17 protein-coding genes are annotated in these 19,451 nt (G+C 56.8%); 8 read left to right on the plus strand and 9 right to left on the minus strand.

Annotated elements, in window-relative coordinates:
* Window positions 1-34: 34 nt before the first annotated feature.
* Genes AC3B6F_RS04390 through AC3B6F_RS04400 form a run of 3 tightly spaced genes read right to left on the minus strand, consistent with a single transcriptional unit; the run spans window position 35 to window position 2,789 of the window.
* Window positions 35-991 carry an ABC transporter substrate-binding protein gene (locus tag AC3B6F_RS04390; protein ID WP_489823502.1) on the minus strand — a complete coding sequence of 319 codons (957 nt, stop codon included), beginning with the start codon at window positions 989-991 and terminating at the stop codon, window positions 35-37.
* Window positions 988-1,770: an ABC transporter ATP-binding protein gene (locus tag AC3B6F_RS04395; RefSeq protein ID WP_489823503.1), complete on the minus strand. Its 783-nt coding sequence runs from the start codon at window positions 1,768-1,770 to the stop codon at window positions 988-990. Before AC3B6F_RS04395 ends, AC3B6F_RS04390 begins: the two co-directional genes overlap by 4 nt.
* Complete coding sequence (locus AC3B6F_RS04400) at window positions 1,767-2,789, minus strand: FecCD family ABC transporter permease (RefSeq protein WP_489823504.1); 1,023 nt, start codon at window positions 2,787-2,789, stop codon at window positions 1,767-1,769. Before AC3B6F_RS04400 ends, AC3B6F_RS04395 begins: the two co-directional genes overlap by 4 nt.
* Before the next feature lie 427 nt (window positions 2,790-3,216).
* Between AC3B6F_RS04400 and AC3B6F_RS04405 the strand changes: the two genes are divergently transcribed.
* The 3 genes from AC3B6F_RS04405 to AC3B6F_RS04415 are packed head-to-tail and all read left to right on the plus strand — an operon-like array spanning window position 3,217 to window position 7,359.
* Window positions 3,217-4,551, plus strand: coding sequence for a c-type cytochrome (locus AC3B6F_RS04405; RefSeq protein ID WP_489823505.1), 1,335 nt, complete (start codon window positions 3,217-3,219; stop codon window positions 4,549-4,551).
* A gap of 26 nt (window positions 4,552-4,577) precedes the next feature.
* Entirely contained in the window at window positions 4,578-5,054 is a 477-nt protein-coding gene (locus AC3B6F_RS04410; protein ID WP_211567729.1) for a (2Fe-2S)-binding protein, read from the plus strand.
* Window positions 5,047-7,359, plus strand: a complete 2,313-nt coding sequence (locus tag AC3B6F_RS04415; protein ID WP_489823506.1) for a xanthine dehydrogenase family protein molybdopterin-binding subunit — start codon at window positions 5,047-5,049, stop codon at window positions 7,357-7,359. The genes AC3B6F_RS04410 and AC3B6F_RS04415 overlap by 8 nt, the downstream gene beginning before the upstream one ends.
* A gap of 70 nt (window positions 7,360-7,429) precedes the next feature.
* Here AC3B6F_RS04415 and AC3B6F_RS04420 read toward each other — a convergent pair whose 3' ends face one another.
* Window positions 7,430-8,446 (minus strand): 1-aminocyclopropane-1-carboxylate deaminase, encoded by a 1,017-nt coding sequence (locus AC3B6F_RS04420; RefSeq protein WP_023944730.1) that lies wholly within the window; start codon window positions 8,444-8,446, stop codon window positions 7,430-7,432.
* A 143-nt stretch (window positions 8,447-8,589) separates the two neighbouring features.
* Here AC3B6F_RS04420 and AC3B6F_RS04425 point away from each other — a divergent pair, with 143 nt between their 5' ends.
* The 3 genes from AC3B6F_RS04425 (at window position 8,590) to AC3B6F_RS04435 (ending at window position 11,559) form a co-directional block, all read left to right on the plus strand.
* Window positions 8,590-9,066 carry an Lrp/AsnC family transcriptional regulator gene (locus tag AC3B6F_RS04425; protein WP_489823507.1) on the plus strand — a complete coding sequence of 159 codons (477 nt, stop codon included), beginning with the start codon at window positions 8,590-8,592 and terminating at the stop codon, window positions 9,064-9,066.
* An 83-nt stretch (window positions 9,067-9,149) separates the two neighbouring features.
* Entirely contained in the window at window positions 9,150-10,241 is a 1,092-nt protein-coding gene (locus tag AC3B6F_RS04430) for a glycosyltransferase family 61 protein (RefSeq protein ID WP_489823508.1), read from the plus strand.
* Window positions 10,242-10,380: 139 nt separating this feature from the next.
* Window positions 10,381-11,559, plus strand: a complete 1,179-nt coding sequence (locus AC3B6F_RS04435) for a nucleoside hydrolase (protein ID WP_489823509.1) — start codon at window positions 10,381-10,383, stop codon at window positions 11,557-11,559.
* 39 nt (window positions 11,560-11,598) lie between these two features.
* Here AC3B6F_RS04435 and AC3B6F_RS04440 read toward each other — a convergent pair whose 3' ends face one another.
* From AC3B6F_RS04440 to AC3B6F_RS04450, 3 genes are all read right to left on the minus strand, one after another.
* Window positions 11,599-12,525, minus strand: a complete 927-nt coding sequence (locus AC3B6F_RS04440; protein WP_489823510.1) for a lysophospholipid acyltransferase family protein — start codon at window positions 12,523-12,525, stop codon at window positions 11,599-11,601.
* A 210-nt stretch (window positions 12,526-12,735) separates the two neighbouring features.
* Window positions 12,736-13,791 (minus strand): adenosine deaminase, encoded by a 1,056-nt coding sequence (gene add, locus AC3B6F_RS04445; protein WP_489823511.1) that lies wholly within the window; start codon window positions 13,789-13,791, stop codon window positions 12,736-12,738.
* A gap of 79 nt (window positions 13,792-13,870) precedes the next feature.
* Window positions 13,871-14,260 carry an MliC family protein gene (locus tag AC3B6F_RS04450; protein WP_489823512.1) on the minus strand — a complete coding sequence of 130 codons (390 nt, stop codon included), beginning with the start codon at window positions 14,258-14,260 and terminating at the stop codon, window positions 13,871-13,873.
* Window positions 14,261-14,391: 131 nt separating this feature from the next.
* On the opposite strand from AC3B6F_RS04450, the gene AC3B6F_RS04455 reads away from it, so the two are divergent.
* Window positions 14,392-14,985: a DUF4339 domain-containing protein gene (locus tag AC3B6F_RS04455; RefSeq protein ID WP_023944723.1), complete on the plus strand. Its 594-nt coding sequence runs from the start codon at window positions 14,392-14,394 to the stop codon at window positions 14,983-14,985.
* 6 nt (window positions 14,986-14,991) lie between these two features.
* Here AC3B6F_RS04455 and AC3B6F_RS04460 read toward each other — a convergent pair whose 3' ends face one another.
* Together AC3B6F_RS04460 and AC3B6F_RS04465 are read right to left on the minus strand one after the other, a co-directional pair.
* A complete protein-coding gene (locus tag AC3B6F_RS04460) occupies window positions 14,992-16,020 on the minus strand; it encodes a glycosyltransferase (protein ID WP_489823513.1) in 1,029 nt (342 codons plus the stop codon).
* 12 nt (window positions 16,021-16,032) lie between these two features.
* Entirely contained in the window at window positions 16,033-16,566 is a 534-nt protein-coding gene (locus AC3B6F_RS04465) for a hypothetical protein (protein ID WP_023944721.1), read from the minus strand.
* 145 nt (window positions 16,567-16,711) lie between these two features.
* Here AC3B6F_RS04465 and AC3B6F_RS04470 point away from each other — a divergent pair, with 145 nt between their 5' ends.
* Window positions 16,712-19,411, plus strand: a complete 2,700-nt coding sequence (locus AC3B6F_RS04470; RefSeq protein ID WP_489823514.1) for a M16 family metallopeptidase — start codon at window positions 16,712-16,714, stop codon at window positions 19,409-19,411.
* Window positions 19,412-19,451 lie beyond the last annotated feature (40 nt).

The following is a 19,451-nucleotide window of genomic DNA, read 5'->3' on the forward strand; positions in this document are numbered from 1 at the left end:
AATCAGCAATCTTTTTGAGTGTTTTTTACCGTTTTCATTCCGGCGGCAGGGCCGCAAGCATCCGTTTTGCATCCGCGGCCCGTAGCGTAATGCCATAGAACTGGCGGTAAAAGTCCTGCATTTTCGTGATCATTCCGGCCTCATCCACATGGCCGGTCTGAACAATCTGCCGCGCCCAATCGACCTGCAGAAGCAGTTCAGGGCTATACCGGTCCCATGGAAAAATTCCGGCCGGATTGCGATAGACACGCCCCGCCTTCACGGCTGCAAGCTGAGACCACACGCCATCACTGGCAAGCTGCGCCGGATCACCCGCATTGGCACCAACTATAATAATGTCCGGATTCCAGGACAGGATCTGCTCGATTGAGACCGGCTGCTTGTTTCCATGAACGCCAATAGCGGCATTCCGGCCCCCCGCAGACCGGATCCACTGGTCTATGATGCTCTGATCGCCATCCACACGCAGCGGTTTGAGCGATTCAATATGGAGAACACGTGGGCCTTGCGGATTGGTGGCAGCCTGCGAGACTGCTTTCAGAAATGCAACGCGATAAGCCTGCGCCCGCTTGGTGGCCAGAGGCGTCTGAAGCAGGGTCGCCGTTCCGTCCACACACTCCAGAAGACCGACGAAACGATCAAACCCTTCGGGCACGACATGCAGCCCCACCTTTGCAAGCGCATCAGCCGAATGCCCGGATGCCGTCACGAACACCAGATCCGGATCAAGACGCAGCAGCTCTTCACCGTTCAGATTGCCGGGCTCCAGGGGTTGGGCCTTTGACAGAGACGGCACCAGTTTAAACATCCAGGGCATGATCGAGGGCTTGGCTACGGTTGCCACGATATGATCCTGCGCGCCCAACATGATGAGCGTCGCATTATGCGCGTACCATCCTTCCACAATCCGTGTCGGGGGTGACGCGTAAGCTGTTGTCGCCATGAGGGAGAGGCTCAGAAGCCCCCCGAACAGTCGAGACAGTGTCATCATGTATTCTCCTCATGGTGGAAAAACCGTTTCCCGGCATGATCGATCTGCGCCAGCGGCACACCGTAAAGGCGGGACATCCGTTCTGCCGTCACAATCTGCTCAGGCGGACCATCTGCAACGATATGGCCCCCATCCAGAACAAGCGCGCGACTTCCAGACGAAAAAAACTCTTCCGGCCGATGCGATGTCAGAAAAACGAGATGTCCCTCTGACGCCAACTCTGCCAGCAATCCCATCAACCTGACCTGATGACCATAATCCAGACCTGTCATCGGCTCATCAAGCAGCAGCCCGACGGCTTCCTGCGCCAAAGCCCGTGCCAGAACAACGCGCTGCCGTTCTCCGCCAGACAGCTCCGTCACCGGTCGATCCGCCAAGGCACACAGGCCCAGCCGCTCCAGCGCAGCATCGACTTTCCGCTGATCGTCTGGCCCCAACCGTCCGGCAATGCCGTGATACGGAACACGTCCAAGCTCAACCATCCGCCGCACCGTGTAGGGAAAAACCGCCGCATGGGCCTGCGGCACATACGCCAGTCGCCGCGCCACATCCGTTGAACGAAAAGACGGCAGCAGACGCCCCTCCAGATGAACCGTACCGGATGTCGGCTTCAGCAATCCCATCAGAATACGCAGAAGCGTACTTTTCCCTGCCCCATTCAGGCCCAGCAGTCCAACCAGCTCTCCACGACGAAACGTCAGCGTAATTCCGTCAAGCACAGCCGGGCGTCCGAGACGCTTCAACGTGACAGCCTCACAGGACAGGAACACCTCCGTCATACGCCCTCTCCCCGCAGGCGTCGCAGCACCAGCACAAAAGCCAGAGCGCCAAAAAGCTCAGTCATGATCCCGAGCGGCACTTCTCCCGAGGTCAGGGAGCGGGCAACAGTATCGGCCAGAATAAGCCCTGCGGCTCCAAGAAGCGCGCAGACCGGCATCATGTTCCGATGCTCCGCCCCTGCCAGCATCCGCGCCACATGCGGCACCAGAAGTCCAACCCAGCCGATAATCCCCGCCATGGAAATCGTCATGGCACAGACCAGCGTTGCCAGCAGGATGATCACCGGGCGCATGACCTGAACAGACACACCAAGACTTCGAGCCTCGTCATCCCCCAGAGACAGAACATCCAGCAACGGAGACAAAAGAATCAGGACCGTGACCAGAGCAAGAACCGGCACTGTCAGCCAGGAGAGTTCCGTCCAGCCCGTCTGGGACAACGTGCCCAGAAGCCAGTTCACGACAGCGGGCAACTGATCCATCGGATCAGCCGTATATTTCACAAGGGACAGCAGAGCGGTGAAGACTGCATTGGCAATCAAGCCGCCCATTAACAGTGTCAGAAGTCCGCCTTGCGGCAACAAGCGGGAAATGGAGAGACCGGCACTCACCGCTGCCAGGCCACCACAGAATGCCCCAAGCTGGATCAGAACGGGCGAACCACCCATCACGATCACCAGAGCAGCCCCAAATGCTGATCCACTCAGAACACCAAGAATATCCGGCGAGACGAGCGGATTTCGCAGAACGGCCTGAAACGTCGCCCCACCGCAGGACAAAGCACTCCCAACCAGTAGTCCGGCCAAAACACGCGGAAGGCGCACCTGCCAGATAACAGCATCTGCAATGGGGTCAGACCCGCCGCACACATGCAGCAGTCTGCCGAGAACGACCGCCACACGTGAAGGAGACAGGGGATACCGTCCCCAGCACAAGCCCAACAGGACTGCCAGAACAAGCACTGCGATCGAAAGACTGCGAATAAAGGCCGGACGAATGGAAATGAGGCGCCCTTTCACGCGAGATATCTCCCCATTCTACCCCTTGTCAGGGGGGATCGGAAACTGGACTGGCCTCCTCTCCCTGCGACAGGACTCTCAGCCTGAATTGAAACATATCTTCTTTTTGGCACTCAGTGACAGAATATTCATTCAGACCGAATCGTTTTTTCAGAGTGCCTAGACAGTGATGGAACCATATAGGACCAATAAAATACCTATTTATAAATCTGAATATTGACGCATCCCTACATCGATTTGACTGAAAGATTTTTGAATATGTGTGACATTGAAGCCCCTCCTCCATGAAAACTGCATGACAACATCAATCCAGATGAATTTTGAGTTATCTCAATCTTCCATTTCTGTGGCGCGTGCCATATTGAGGGGCAATCATCCGTCACAACGTGGACGGCAGTTCTGAAAACAGTGCCGGGACAGTACAAGAATGCTCAAACGGATAGCCGCCAGTATTGTGGGCCTCGGTGCGGTGGGCGGTCTCGGGTTCCTCGCTTATGCGTGGTATCCGGCAATTTCCCCCATCTCGCCCCCTTCCGCATCGTCCTTTTCCGCAGACGCCATCAAGCGTGGCGAAATCGTTGCGGCTGGTGGATACTGCGCGGAGTGTCACACCCGCGTGGATGGCAAGCCCGGCCCCGAACTGGCTGGTGACTTCAAGATGGCTACCCCGTTCGGTGACATCTTCTCATCCAACATCACGCCTGACCCGGAATGGGGTATCGGCAACTGGTCTCTGGAAGCGTTCAAGCGCGCCATGAACAAGGGCATCGCCCGCGATGGCTCGCAGCTTTATCCGGCCTTCCCGTTCGACCACTTCACGAAAGTCAACGATCAGGACGTCTCGGACCTGTATGCGTATCTGATGACCCGTCCGGCCGTGCATCTGAAACCGCGTGACAACACGGTCCCCTTCCCGATCAACATCCGTCTGATCGGTCAGGGTTTCTGGAAGCTCCTGTTCTTCACGCCGGGTCGCTACCAGAACGACCCGAAGCATGATGCACAGTGGAACCGCGGCGCCTATCTGGCTGAAGGCAATGCCCATTGCGGCGCCTGCCATACGCCACGTAACCTTCTCGGTGCGGAAAAGACGAGCCATGCCTATGACGGTGCCGTCATTGATGGCTGGATCGCGCCGCCGCTGAACGACCACAACCCAACGCCGGTTGTCTGGACGGAAGATGAATTCTTCCAGTACCTGCGCTTCGGCGTAGCCCCGCTGCACGGTTCTGCGGCTGGCCCGATGTCTCCCGTGCCGCATCGCTTCCTGTCCAAAATTCCGGAAGAAGACGTGCACGCCATTGCTCATTATTATGCTGACATCGCCAAAGCTGATCAGCGTGCTCATGGCGATGAAGCTGCGATTGCCCGTGCCATGCAGATGTCTGGCAAGGATCTGGTCGGTCCGCAGACGCTCGATGCGGATGCCCGTCTCTATCAGGGTGCCTGTGGCGCCTGCCATTACAATTCCGGCCCGAAGCCGGTTTCCGGTCGCCCTGAACTGGCTCTGAACAATGCGCTGTGGCTGGATGAGCCGAACAATCTCTTCCAAGTGATGTTGCATGGCATCGGCGCTGCCGAAGGTCAGGACAACATCGCCATGCCAAGCTTCTACACGGCCCTTTCGGACCATGACATGGCCCGCATTGCCGCGTATCTGCGCCGCACACGCACCACCCTCCCCCCCTGGACGGATCTGGAAAAGAAGGCCGCGGCTGCCCGCGCCACACTGTCCGCACCGCCCGTTAACGCCTCGCACTGATCCGGGCAGGACAGGGAAACACGAAGATGACGACGAAATTTGAACTCAACGGACAACCCGTTTCGGTCGATGCACCGGATGATACACCCCTGCTGTGGGTCCTGCGTGACGAACTGAACCTGACCGGCACCAAGTTCGGTTGCGGTATCGGTGAATGCGGTGCCTGCACCGTGCATGTGGGTGGGCGCGCCACGCGCTCCTGCATTACGGCCCTGTCTTCCGTCGAAGGTGCTTCGATCACAACGATTGAAGGTCTCGACCCGGAAGGTAATCACGTCGTGCAGGTCGCCTGGCGTGACCAGCAGGTGCCACAGTGCGGCTACTGCCAGTCCGGCCAGATCATGCAGGCTGCGAGCCTTCTGAAAGACTACCCGAACCCAACGGATGCCGAGATTGACGGTGTCATGGGGGGCAGCCTTTGCCGCTGCATGACCTATATCCGCATTCGCAAGGCCATTAAGGAAGCGGCTGCCGCACAGCAGGGAGGCGCCAACAATGGCTAAAATCGAGCAGATTGCCCGCAAGTCGGACAAAGCCCGCCTCTCACGCCGCAGCTTCCTGATGACGGCCGCCGGGGCTGGTCTGATGTTTGGCTTCGCCCGTCAGGCCGAAGCGTCCCAGACCTATCCGTCCGCCATGCCGCCAGAAGCCGCATTCGAGCCGAACATGTGGTGTGCCATCGCGCCGGACGGCTCCATCAATGTCAATGTCGTCCGTGCCGAGATGGGTCAGCACGTCGGAACCGCCCTCGCCCGTATCATTGCGGACGAAATGGAAGCCGACTGGGATCACATCAAGATCACGGAAGTGGACACCGCCCCGAAATGGGCTGGCAAGTTCGTGACCGGTGGCTCCTGGTCTGTCTGGGATACGTGGGACACGTTCCGTCAGGCCGGCGCCGCTGCCCGCACGATCATGCTGGAAGAAGGCGCAAAGCTGCTCGGCACCACGCCAGACAAATGCGTTGCCCGCAACAGCACGGTCACGGCTGGCGGCAAGAGCGTTTCCTACGGCGAGATCGTCTCGAAAGCCAAGCCGACGCGCAGCTTCACGGCTGACGAGATGGCCAAGCTGCCACTCAAGCCTGCCAGCGAACGCCGCCTGATCAGCAAGCCAGTCCCCGCTCTGGACATTCCAGACAAAACGACCGGCAAGGCTATCTACGGCATCGACGTGAAGCTCGAAGGGATGGTCTATGGCCGCCCCAAGATGCCACCGACACGTTATGCCGCGAAGGTGCAGTCCGTTGATGACAGCGAAGCCAAGAAGATCCCTGGCTTCCTGCGCTATGTTGTTCTGGATGATCCGTCCGGTATCGTTCCGGGCTGGGTTGTGGCTCTGGCCAAAACCTATCCGGCCGCCATCAAGGCTGCGGACGTTCTGAAGGTTCAGTGGAATCCCGGCCCGACGATCAATGTCTCGGAAGCAGACATTATTGAACACGGTCGCAAGCTGATTGCAGACTCGAGCACAGGGGCGCGCGTCTTCAACGACAAGGGCGTGGATGAAGCTCTGGCTCATCCGGCACACAGCTTCGAGCGCAGCTATACCTGTGCCTCAGTTGCGCATTACCAGCTTGAGCCGGTCAATGCCGTGGCCCGTCATGTTGACGGCATGTGGGAAATCCATACCGGCAACCAGTGGCAGTCCCTTGTTCTGCCGCAGCTTTCCAAGGCGCTTCAGGTGCCGGAAGAGCAGATCGTCATGCGGACCTATCTGCTCGGTGGCGGATTTGGTCGTCGTCTGAATGGCGACTACTCGATCCCGGCGGCGCTGGCGTCCAAAGAGATTGGTGGCGCACCCGTCAAGCTGATCCTGACGCGCTCTGACGACATGGCGTTTGACTCCATCCGCTCCCCGTCCCTTCAGACGATCCGCGTCGCCCTCGACGCAGACCAGAAGAAGATCACGGCGATGGACTATGCCGCGACCGCAGGCTGGCCAACACTCATCATGGCCCCTGCTTTCATGGCAAAGGGCGAAGACGGCAAGTCTTACGATCAGTTCGCCATTGCCGGTGCGGATCACTGGTACGAAACCGGTCCGACCCGCGTTCGCGCCATCACGAACGATCTGGCCAACAAGACCTTCCGTCCGGGCTGGCTCCGTTCCGTATCTGCAGGCTGGACGCCATGGGCTCTTGAGTCCTTCCTTGACGAACTGGCTCACCAGACGAAGCAGGACCCGCTGGAGTTCCGCCTGTCCATGTTCACGGGCACAGGTCGTAACGCAGGCGACTCTCCAAATGCCGTAGGCGGTGCAAAGCGTCAGGCTGCTGCTCTTCAGCGCCTTGCCGAGAAGATCAACTACGGCAAGACGCAGCTTCCGGCAGACACGGCCATCGGCATCGCGACCAGCTTCGGTCAGGAACGCGGTATGCCGACCTGGACGGCTGGTGCGGCTCAGGTTCACGTTGATCGGAAGACCGGCGTGATTACCTGTCAGAAGCTCTGGCTGGTCCTGGATGCCGGCACGATCGTTGATCCGGGCGGCGCACTGGCTCAGACCGAGGGTGCGGCTCTGTGGGGTCTGAGCATGGCTCTGTTTGAAGGCACCGAGATCGTCAATGGCACGATCAAGGACAGCAACCTCAACACCTACACGCCGGTCCGTCTTCCAGACGTGCCGGAGATGGACATCGAGTTCGTCCAGAACACCGAGAAGCCTACGGGCCTTGGTGAACCGGGTGTGACGGTTGTGGCTCCCGCCATCGGCAATGCCGTGTTCAATGCCGTGGGTGTGCGTCTGCGTCACCTTCCGATGCGTCCGGCGGACGTGCTGCGTGAACTGAACGGGCACAACAGCTAAAACCCGGCCCTATCGTCGGAAAACAGGAACGCCGCGCCCCACCCGGGACGCGGCGTTTTTTATGGCTGCATCAGCCGTTGCGGTAATAATAGCTGTAGCCGTTCAGGGCCGGTGCGCCGCCCAGATGAACGTACAGAACCTTTGACCCGTCCGGGAAATACCCTTTCTTGGTCAGGTCAATCAGGCCCTGCATGGATTTCCCCTCATAAACAGGGTCGGTCATCATGGCTTCCGTGCGGGCAGCCAGCCGGATGGCTTCGTTCGTTTCTTCGGAGGGGACGCCATAGGCGGGATAGGCGTAATCTTCGAGGATCACGATCTCATCGTCTCGCACTGTCCGCCCGAGTTCCACCAGATCCGCCGTACGATCCACAATCTCCCGCACCTGCTCGCGCGTCTGCTCCGGCGTTCCGGAAGCATCAATACCGATGACCCGATCCGCACGATCCTGCGCAGCGAACCCGACGATCATTCCCGCCTGCGTCGACCCCGTCACGACACAGACGATAATGTAATCGAACGTGAAACCGAGTTCTTTTTCCTGCTCCGCAACTTCTTCCGCAAAAGCAGCGTAACCGACGCCACCATATTGATGAACGGATGCACCGGCTGGAATGGCATAGGGCTTTCCGCCAGAATCCTTCACGGACTGAATCGCATCTTCCCAGCTCTGGCGGATGCCGATGTCAAAGCCATCTTCAACAATGCGGGACTCAGCCCCCATGAGGCGCGTCATGAGGATATTGCCGACACGGTCATAAACAGCGTCATAATGCGGGACCCATTTCTCCTGCACGACGACGCATTTCATGCCTAGTTTGGCGGCTGTCGCTGCGACCATGCGGGTATGGTTGGACTGCACACCCCCAATAGAGACCAGCGTATCCGCACCAGAGGCTAGAATGTCCGGCACGATATATTCCAGCTTGCGAAGTTTGTTCCCGCCCAGCGCCATGCCGGAATTACAGTCTTCACGCTTGGCGTAGATCTGCACCTTGCCACCCAACGCTTCACTTAGCCGTGGCAGATGCTCGATGGCGGTCTTGCCGAATGTCAGGGGATAACGCTCGAATTTTTCCAGCTTCATGGTCTGTGCCCTTGAAAGAATGACAGGCCATGAGGCGTAATGAATTTTCTTCGGAAGGTGCTTTCTAATTTGATCTATATTTTCTTCTGAAAACTCATCAATATCGATTTTTATCGAAGATATTGTCAATTTTTAGGATCTTTATGAAAGAGTCTTCCTCCTCTGATTTCGATGCCATTGACCGCAGGATTCTTCAGCTTCTGCAGGGAAACGGTCGCATGTCCAATGCCGAACTCGCGGAGCACGTGAATGTCAGTGCCGCGACCTGCCATCGCAGGACGCAGCGCCTGTTTCAGGAGGGCTATATCCGCGGTGTTCGAGCGGAAATTGATCCGGTGAAGGTCGGGCTTGGCACCATTGCGCTAGTCGGCGTCGTGCTGGACCGGTCCACGCCAGAGAGTTTTGCAGAGCTGGAAGCCGCTGTGAAAAACATGCCCATGGTGCTGGACTGTCATCTGGTAGCGGGCGATTTTGATTATCTTCTCAAGATCCGCGTGGATGACATAGCGGATTTCAACCGCCTTCATGCCGAAAAGCTGATCGCTTTCCCCGGCGTTCGTCAGGCCAGGACATTTTTCGTTATCAAGGAAGTGAAAGACAACGCACCATTGGCTTTCTAAAGCTCAAAATATTCCAACGTCTGGAAGAGATCCGGAAAGAATTCTATTGTTCGCGATACAGTAAAATCAAAGGTCCTGACGTCATGAGATTTTCCGATCTGTCCCAAGGAACGAAAACTGCCGATTGCGGGATTTCAGACTTTCAGGAATGCAGGCCAGCCGAAAAATCCGTTGGACCCTTCAAAATCTGGGAACTGACGGATCATCGGGGGTGGGTTCACGAGCACCATTGGAAAAAACCGACCGAAGACCTTAACCCCGTTGGTTTTTATACCGTCAAAGACCTTATTGTGACGCGCCCGGGCAGTACAATTCTCAGCACGCATCTGGTCTATGACTGTGCCACAGGGCAGGACAATCAACGTACAATTCCGCCTGAAGAAGACTATTTTTCACAGTCTTCCAAAAATAAGATCATTATAGAAGAGCCAGTCATTGTCGCCGATGGGATTTCTTTTGAGATCTGGGGGCACTGGCTGATTGATTATCTACCCCGGTTCGGTGTCGTAAAAGCCGTGAAGGGAGAGCATTTTGCAGACCTGAAAATTCTTCTTCCGCATTCATCACCCGAATGGATTTACCGCTTTCTGGCTCTGGCGTGCGGCGTCAACAAAGACAATATCATCGGATATAATCCCGGCTCCGATATCGTTCTGTGCAGAGAGGCCATTCTTCCATCGTACTGCTACACGGGAGAATTTTCCTTCCACAGTTTCGTCAGGGATTTTTACAATTCCCTGAAACCGAACATCAGTACTGAAAAGAAATCCCGCAAGATTCTGGTGTCCCGGGCAGACTTCTCACATGGCAATCGGCCATTCCCCAACCGTGCAGCTTTTGAATCCATGGCGGCAGAACGCGACTATGAAATTATCCACCCCGAAAAGCTCTCCATTGAAGAGCAGATCGAAATTTTTTCCGACGCAGCAGCGGTTATTGGGGAACATGGGTCAGGCATGCACAGCACGCTGTTTTCAGGTCCTGACACTGTCGTCGGATGTCTTGGCTTCTGGAACGCCGTTCAGTTGAACATCGGGTATCTGATGAGCCATCAGAATGTTTATGTGACCAAAGGCTGCGCGTGGCCCACCCCCGAAAAAAACGAGTTCCTGATTGGATGTTCTGAAGAAGATCTTCAGGCTTTCCTCCAGAAAATTGACGCTCTCATTCCGTAAGCATTCGCAAAACGCGTACCCGCCGTCCTGAAATATAATTATTCCAAAAAGCTGCGAACGGCTGGTTCGCGATGTTCAAACCCTTTCATTAAGGTATGGTCTCGCGGTTCTCTGCCAACAGCCATGGACACAGTCTCCCATGCCTCTCCTTTCAATCGTCCGCAAAGCGGAACGTTTCACAAAGATACGCAAACAGTTTTGCAAAACCCTGGCTCTCAGCCTGGCCGTTGGCACTTTTCTCGCCGGAGCAACGCAGGCCAAGGCTGATCCGCGCCTCGTCATTTTTGACGATGACGGTTTCAGCATTGCACAGTGGATGATCCTCAAGGCCCCCAACGTGCGCGTGCTTGGCATCACGACCGTCACGGGAGACGTCTGGCAGAAAGAAGCGACGAATGATGCGCTTCGTGGCGTGGAAGTGGCAGGCAGGGCAGACATCCCTGTCGTTCCCGGCGCGACATACCCGTTCCTGAACTCCGAAAAACTCACAGATCGCTGGGAAGCCCTTTATGGCAAGTTGATCTGGAAGGGCGTCTGGATGAAGAAATGGGTCGAGAAAACCGAGCAGCCTCTCCCCTATTATCATGGCCCCGACGTTGTGCCGGATCTGCCTTATGGCAACCCGGTCAAGAAGCCGGAAAACGAGCGTGCGGCTGATTTCCTGATTCGCATGGTCCACCAGTATCCAGGGCAGGTCAGCATCATCGCAACGGGGCCAATGACCAATATTGCACTGGCGCAGACGCTCGATCCGGAATTCGCCGGGCTCGCGAAAGAACTCGTCTACATGGGCGGTGGCCTGAACCCGCGCCAGACACGGCCCGGCGTTGTGGCGCATCAGTTCGCGCGCGAATTCCTGAACAGTCCTCGGCGTGAATTTAATTTCCGTCTGGACCCGGAAAGCGCGAGTGCGGCCCTTCGTGCGCCGTGGAAGCACATCGTGATGGTTCCGGCCGACCCTTCAACAGATACCGAACTGACGCCGGAATTTCTGAAGAAGCTGGAAGCAACCGGCACGCCCATCGGGCATGTCATGAAATGGCATCTGAGTGGGTTCCCGCTCTGGGATGAGATTGCAGCATCCGTCTGGCTGGACCCGAGCATCATCACGGAGAAGCAGGATCTGTTCGTCGATGTGAACAGCCAGTTCGGTCCGGGCTACGGTGACGTTGTGTCATGGACGCCGGGTTATGAGCCGGGTCTGGGTGAACGCAAGAACGAGGTCGTTTTACGCGTTAACGTTCCGAAACTTGAGAAGCAGATCCTTGATCTGATTGGCAGCCCACAGGCTCCCGTCAGCGGCCGTCCTCTGCCCTGAAACATCAAAGCCCCGCTACACATCGTCGCGGGGCTTTTTTCATACTGCAGGCAGGGGCATTGGTTCTTTTGGCCACCGCCGATGCAGCCAGAGCCATGCTCCGGGTCGCTCACGGACCCAACGCTCAAGCGTCTCGTTCATGGCAACACAAATAGACCGGATATCCGCATGACGATCGCCCGTGCGCGCAGCCTGTAACGGTGCTTCACACACCATACGGAACCGCCCTTCTCCCAGACGAACAATGTACACGGGAATGATGGGAAGGTTGAAACGTAGAGCAAGTTGCGCCACAGCCGGAGCCGTCATCGCGTCACGCCCCAAAAACGGAATAGCGAGCCCGTCATTCATCTTCTGATCCACCAGGAAACCCAGTGATCCGCCATTCTGTAAATGGGTCAGAGCCTGCCGGGCCCCCTTGGGGCCTTTAGGAAACATTGTACCAGTCGAGCCAAGGGCCTTCTGGCGCATTTTTTGCGTCGCGCTTTCAACAGCCAGATTGGACGAAGCCCGATAAAAACCAGCAACCGGCATACCCAGGCTGGTCGCGATCGGCAGGATCAGTTCCCAGTTTCCCAGATGACCGGAAAAGAAAAGAGCCTGTGCTCCTTGAGCCTGAAGAGCAACAAGATGCTCTTCGCCCTCGATTTCCCAACCCGGTCCAACCTCACTGCGCGCAAACGACGCCAGATGAGGCAGTTCCGTGACGTTTCTTCCCAGATTGGTCCAGACATCCCGAATGATCTGCTGTCGTGCATCCGCGGCGAGACCAGGAAGAGCCTGTTGCAGGTTCTGATCGGCGATACGGGTAGCGGAGAGTTTCATCCCCACCCTGCGCATTAGCCAGCCGCCGGCGTCAGACGCACGCTTTGGACCGACACCGCGCAGGATGCCGATCACACTCCCCAGCGCGGCGGATTGCAGGTGATAAGAAAGACGGTGCAGAGCCGGGACGATAAAAGCCATAGGCAGATCATCGCCATAGAAAAAAAGATAATCAATTTATGATTTGTATCTAAAGAATACGGATATACCTGAAATATACTTATCAAGAAACAATTCAGACATATAAAAACATAATTTATTTTTAAGAATATGAAATTATTCCTGAAATTACTTTTAAAAGATCCTTCCTGCCCCCACACCTTGAAGCCACAGGAAGGATCAACGTCTTCGTCAGGCCGGACCTCCAACCCGGTATGTTTGCGCAAAATCCTGAAGAGCCGCCAGATACGTCTCGCGCTCTGCATCGGAGATCCAGGCTGCCTCAAAAGCATTTCTGCTAATCTGAACGAGTTCTTCCGGTGTCAGATCAGCAGCGGCCTGCGCCTTGGCGAGGCTTTCCGTCATATACACACTTTGCATATAGCCCGGGTCGTCGGAATTGATGGTAATTTTCAGACCTGCCGCCATCATATCCCGAATATCCTGACGGGACCGACCGGGACGGATGACGTCATTCGGGGACGGGCAAAGCGTAAACGTCACGCCTTTTTCGCGTGCCATGGTAATCAGTTCAGTCTTTTCCAGCACATTCAGCCCGTGGTCCAGACGCTCGCTCCCAAGGTCCTGGAGCGCCTGCCGGATGTGCTCATGCGTGTTCTCCTGATCGAGATCGCAATGCATGGTCAGGTGGAGCCCCATTGCTTTTGCGCGGGCAAAGGTCTTCGCAAATTTTGCAGGAGGATTGCCCTTCTCATCAGAGTCCAAACCCACACCAATGATGCGGCTACGGTCAGGCCGCTCCAGATAAGGGAGCGCCTGCGTGAAGGTTTTATCAGCAGATTCCGCACTCATCTCCCGGATGAAACACAATATAAGATTGGACCGGATGCCGAAATCGCGTTCAGCGTCTTCCTGCGCGGCATTGAAGCCGCGGATAACAGTCCCGAAATCTAACCCACGGCGAATATGCAGTTGCGGGTCAAAGAACATCTCGGTGTAGAGTACGTTCTGTTGCGCCACTTTCGCCAGATAAGCGTAGCAGAGATCATGAAAGTCCTGCTCGGTCTGGAGAAGTTCCACCCCTTCATAATACAGCGCAAGAAAAGACGGCAGGTCATGGTAGACATAGCCCTGCCGGATGTCTTCCGCAGTGCTGGACTTCAAAGGGTGGTTGTTACGTTCTGCAAGCCTGATCTTCAGATCTGCCTCCAAAGTCCCTTCCAGATGAACATGAAGTTCAGCCTTGGGCAGCTTTTCCAGAAACTCCTGCATGGAGACAGCAGACATGATGCGTTTTCCTCATCAACCGAAGACAGAAAACCATCATGCATGTCTGCTGGAAAATTAAAACGATTCCGATACAGTCTTACCGTTTTGTGGTGGCGTGGCAGGTCACAAGTGCCTTGTCGTCCATAGCACTCGAAAAGAGCACCTCATTGCCTTTGCTCCACCAGACATACTGAGCCGCCGTATATTTTGCGCCATCCGCCGCAATGACATTGGAAAAGACCTGTGTCTGCCCACGAATCTGCAGAACAGCCAGACTGATGTCACCAGCGTTGAGATACTGTGCGGTCATAGGATTTTTAGGAAGCGCAGCCAGAAGGTCTTTCGCGTTTTCGTCCCGCGCACTGCAGGTATAGACTGCCGTCTGACGATCCACCTTCACTCCTGAAGGCAGAGGGATCTTTAGGCTGCCTGTCGGAGCAGCCTGAGCCAGGCCAGTGGCCAGGCAGAGAACAGACAACACACTCATCGAACATTTCTTCATCATTTGATCCTCCATGAGAGGGTAACGCCTCTGCCATTGCCTGAGACGCATCTTTCAGTCAGATTAAGCGCCCATCCTGCCAGGATGATGACACCTTTCCCGAGCAAGGATGGATTGTGAGCTGGTTTTACGAAGAACACGGTAGCCGCAAAGGCCCGGTCTCCGAAGAGGACATGCGCACTCTGGCAACAACAGGAATGATCGAACATTCCACTCTCTGCTGGACAGAAGCCTTCGGGGCGGAATGGCAACCAGCGGGAAGCTGCTCCTTCTGGCCCCCTCAGCCTGCTGGGGTCCCCCCTGCACTGCCCGCCAGCCGGGTTTCCAATCGCTGGGCATGGCTGAGTATTTTCGGTCCGTTTGTCAGTAGCATGATCGTCAACGCACTGGCCTGGATCGGCGGGATGCCTGACCGGCAGTCGGGGATCATCGCTGTCATTCTCAGCTTTGCCATCATCTTTACGTCCATGCTGGCAGACCGTCGCGCCCTGATGGCCGCCGGCTTCCGCCCCGGCTCACCATTCTGGATTCTGATCCCGCCCCTGTATTTCTGGAGACGCATCCGGTTCGTGGGGCGCGGAATGCTGCTGTTCTTCCTGTCTATGCTGGTGTTCCTGTTCCAGTTCGTTCCATCATTCTCGGAAAGCTGGGACATGGTGCGTCACCCCGGAAATGTCTCCAGCTACGTCTCTCGCCACTACGAATTATAAGTCTGCTCAGAGAAACCGCTGGTAAAACTGTTCTGTCTTCCGAGCCTGCTCCGCCAGATCGTAGGAAGACAGATCCCAGACCCGTCTGGGCTGCTGCCGGAGACGCTTCAGCCCAGCGGATAAGGCTTCCACATTATTCGGCGTGACGAGCGAAGCCGGATCATGCTCCAGAATATCCAAAGCGCCTCCAGCCGCCGTAGCACAAACTGGCAAACCGGCCGCCATGGCTTCCAGCAGAACCAACCCGAATGGCTCGCGACCTGAAGGCAGAACAAAGCCATCAAATGCGGCAAATACGGCCGGAGCATCCCCTCGGTAGCCCGCAAAAATAATACGATCCTGCACGGTATGTCCCCGTTCAAGACACGCCCGCTCTGGCCCATCACCAATCAGAACCAGATAAGTCTCCGCCGCAAGATCAGTCTGCTTCCATGCCTGCACCAACAGATCAAACCGCTTTTCCGGAACCAGCCGCCCCATCGCACAGATAACAAAAGCGTCCTGCGGAATTCCGTGGTGCTGCCGAAATTTCTTTCGAAGAGCTGGACCTTCCTGTTCAATCTTGGCGCAGGGAACAGTCCAGTTCGAAATCAGCGCATTTCGGTTGGCCCATCGCTTGGGCAAACTGTCCTGCTGCCAGCGCGCAATACAGATCAAACCATCATGCGCGCCATAACTGCGCCAGCGATAGACGTTATGCAGCGTGCCAATGACCGGCATCCTACCGCCTATTCCGACTTTTTTCAGAGCCCCGGCCCGAATGGATGCCTGCCCCAGATGCGTATGAACAACATCGAAGGAACCGACCTGCATCAGTCTGGCCAGACACCCCAGATATCCTCGCCAGTCCGCCCGGATAATCCGAACAGCCGGGTAGATATGACGTGCAATATCGCCGCCCGTTCTGAAGTCAGTCGTGCGGCTTTCCAGCAGCAGCGTCACCTCATGGGAACGGGCCTGAATTGCCGTCAGTTCAGCGACATGGCGCTCGGTCCCGGCAAATTCCCGCGTTGAAAGACAATGAAGAATTTTCACCGTCTTTCCCAATCAGTTGATTCGCCCCCCCGTAGACCAGACGCCTTCAATGATTGGTCCAGTGCGGGAAGACATCCGCTGACGGGGCGGTTGAGGCTGACAAGACACAAAGTACAGCCCCATCACGAATGTCAGCTGAGACAGTGTCATAAGCTGGGATAAAATCCAGCCGATACCAATCCCGTCCAGCCCACGAAAAAGCTGATAAATCAGAAACGCAATCGCGATCATGCGCATACTGAGCATCATCGGTCGCAACGGGTTCATCATGCCAGGCCGGATCAGTGGGATCGTTTTCTTCATCCCCAGAAAGAAGGCCAGATTCATGAACCAGATCAGCGCCGTATCCACCAGCCCGCCCAGCGTGACACCGAACAGCACGATCGGCAGTAGCAGGGCGGCACCATTCAGCATCAGGGACCCAAGCTGGAAGCTCAGTCCAAGCTGAACAGCAGACAGACCAGCAGGCAGCCGGTTTGCAATCGGCTGGAACACGCGATCAATCAGCCAGTCATCACAGCGAACGATAAAATTGGAAGACGTCATAATACTTCCATTCTTAGCGGCGACCGATTGAGCACGTCACATGATTTTTTATTCATCCTTCGGCAATCCTGCTCCCGTAGACAGCATCCCCGACAGTCGATTTACTGTCTGGCAGACCATTTTACCCGCAGGAAGTTAACATCCTATGCCCGGTTTCCCCCGCCTGACCCGTCTGACACTGCTTGCAGCGTCCATGCTGGCACCGCCCCTGCTGGCGACCGCACAGGCCGCCCCCGCAGTTCCACAGGCCAGCACCGCGGCACCGGCAGCCGTTACACGGGCGACACTGCCCAATGGCCTTCGGGTCGTGATCGTGCGGGATACGCTGGCCCCCGTTGTTCAGACGATGCTCAATTACGAAGTTGGCTCCGTCAATGCGCCCAAAGGCTTTCCAGGTACCGCGCACGCCCTTGAGCACATGATGTTCAATGGATCGCAAAGCCTGTCGCGCGATCAGCTTTCAACCATCAGCGCCCAGCTTGGCAACAACGACAATGCAGACACCACATCTGACGTCACACAGTATTATTTTAAGGCACCGGCGGCTGATCTGGATGTTCTTCTACGGATCGAAGCAGGCCGGATGCGCGGCCTGAACATTACCGAAAAAGAATGGGCGCATGAGCGCGGTGCCATTGAGCAGGAAGTCTCGCGCGATCTTTCCAGCCCGATCTATCGCTACCTCTCGCAGGTCAGAGCCGCCCTGTATGCAGGGACCCCCTATGAGCATGACGCTCTGGGAACGCGTCCGTCCTTCGATGCCACCACAGCGCCCCTGCTCAAGCAGTTTTACGAAAGCTGGTATGCTCCGAACAACGCCATTCTCGTCATCACCGGCGATGTCGATGCACAGGAAACACTGAAGAAAGTGCAGGCTGCATTTGGCGACATCCCTTCCGCCAAACTCCCGGAACGCCCAACAGTCACTCCCACGCCTGCCAAAGCCCAGTCTCTTGCACTGGATACCGATCTCCCGATCGGACTTGTCACCATGGCTTGGCGGATGCCGGGACAGCGTGATCCGAACTATGCCGCCGTTACCCTTCTGGCCGATGCCATCGCCAGCCAGCGCGGTGCTCTCTTTGGGCTGGTCCCGGACGGCAAGGCCCTGGATGCAGGCTTCATGTATGATCCGGACGCACAGGCGGGTCTGGCCGTGGCCTATGCCGGTTTCCCCAAAGGCGCAAACCCTGACGAACTTCGTCATACGCTTGCGTCTCTCATGGAAGGATTCCGCAAAAATGGCGTTCCGGCAGAACTGATCGAAGCGGCACGGCGCAAGGAAATCGCAGCGCTGGAATTCAACGCCAACAGCATTTCCGAACTGGCCGAAAACTGGTCGCAGGCCGTCGCCATTCAGCATCTGAACAGCCCTGATGACATGATTGCGGCCTTCCGCAACGTCACCAAGGCGCAGGTGGATGATCTCGCCAAAGCCCTGCTGGACCCGCAACACGCCATCAGCGCAACCCTGACGCCCAGCGAAAAAGGCAAGGCGATTGGCGGCAAAGGATATGGCGGCGCGGAATCCTTCAACACCCCTCCTTCCGGGAAGGTTTCTCTTCCGGGATGGGCCACCGAAGCTCTTGCCCGCCTGAGCATCCCGACTGCAGCCCCGCTCCCAACGGCCTATACGCTCCCGAATGGTCTCCATCTTCTGGTCCAGCCAGAACATGTCAGCCACACAATCGAACTGGTTGGTTCAATCCGGCAGAACCCCTCTCTGCAACAGCCTGCCGGGAAAGAGGGGGTCGCCGGACTGACGGCGGACATGTTCCTCTATGGCAGCACGCATCATGACCGGCTGGCTCTCGCCAGTGCGCTGGACGAAATTTCCGCGGACGAAAACGCTGGTCCCAGTTTCAGTCTCAGCACGTTGACGCAGAATTTCAGTGCGGGTCTTTCCCTGCTGGCCGAGCATGAGCTCTCTCCGGCCTTCCCAGAAAAAGCGTTCCACGTCACGCAAATGGAGGCCATTCAGGCGCGCGCTGGCGAGCTTCAGTCGCCGGCCTACCGCTTTGGCCGCGCCACACGTCACGCGCTTGTCCCCGCCAATGACCCAACCCTCCGGGAAGCCACGCCCGCCACGTTGAGCAAAATCACGCTCGACGATGTGAAGTCCTATTACACGGCCACTTACCGCCCGGACCTGACCACAATTGTCGTCGTCGGTGACATCACGCCAGAAGACGCCAAAAATCAGATCGAGAAAGCTTTTGGCGGCTGGAAAGCCACGGGCCCAGCCCCGGTTGTGGATCTCCCTTCCATTCCACTCAGCAAAGCCTCTCAGGCCGTTGTCTCTGATCCGGGGCGCTCTCAGGATGACGTGAAGCTGGTCGAAACGGTTGGAATGGACGTCACAAATCCGGATCGTCATGCTCTGGCTGTCGGCAACGAAATCCTTGGGAATGGCTTCTCTTCACGCCTGATGCAGGATCTGCGCGTTCGCACCGGATACGTCTATGGAGCCGGCAGCAGCTTCAGCTATTCCCGCACCCGCAGTTCGTTCGGCATCAGCTTCGGCGCGGACCCGGACAAGGTCAGCAAAGCGCGTGTGCTGGCCGTCAAGGATGTGCAGGACATGCGGACACAGCCGGTCTCACAGGAGAGCCTCGATCTGGCCAAAGCCTCTCTGCTCCGCCGTCAACCCATGGCGCGCGCAAGCTTCGGTGCCTTGGCCGGAAGCTATCTGGACCTGATTGATCTTGGCCTTCCCCTGAACTCACCAGCCGAGGCCGCCAAGGCCATCTATGACATGACGCCCGCTCAGGTGCAGGCTGCTTTCAGCAAATGGGTGCGTCCGGATGATCTGGCCCAGATCGTTCTGGGACCTCAGCCTAAGTAAAAATAAAGGTGCCGGGCTTTCCCGGCACCTTTACTGAACC

It is taken from the genome of Gluconobacter sp. ESL1110, from assembly GCF_058107395.1.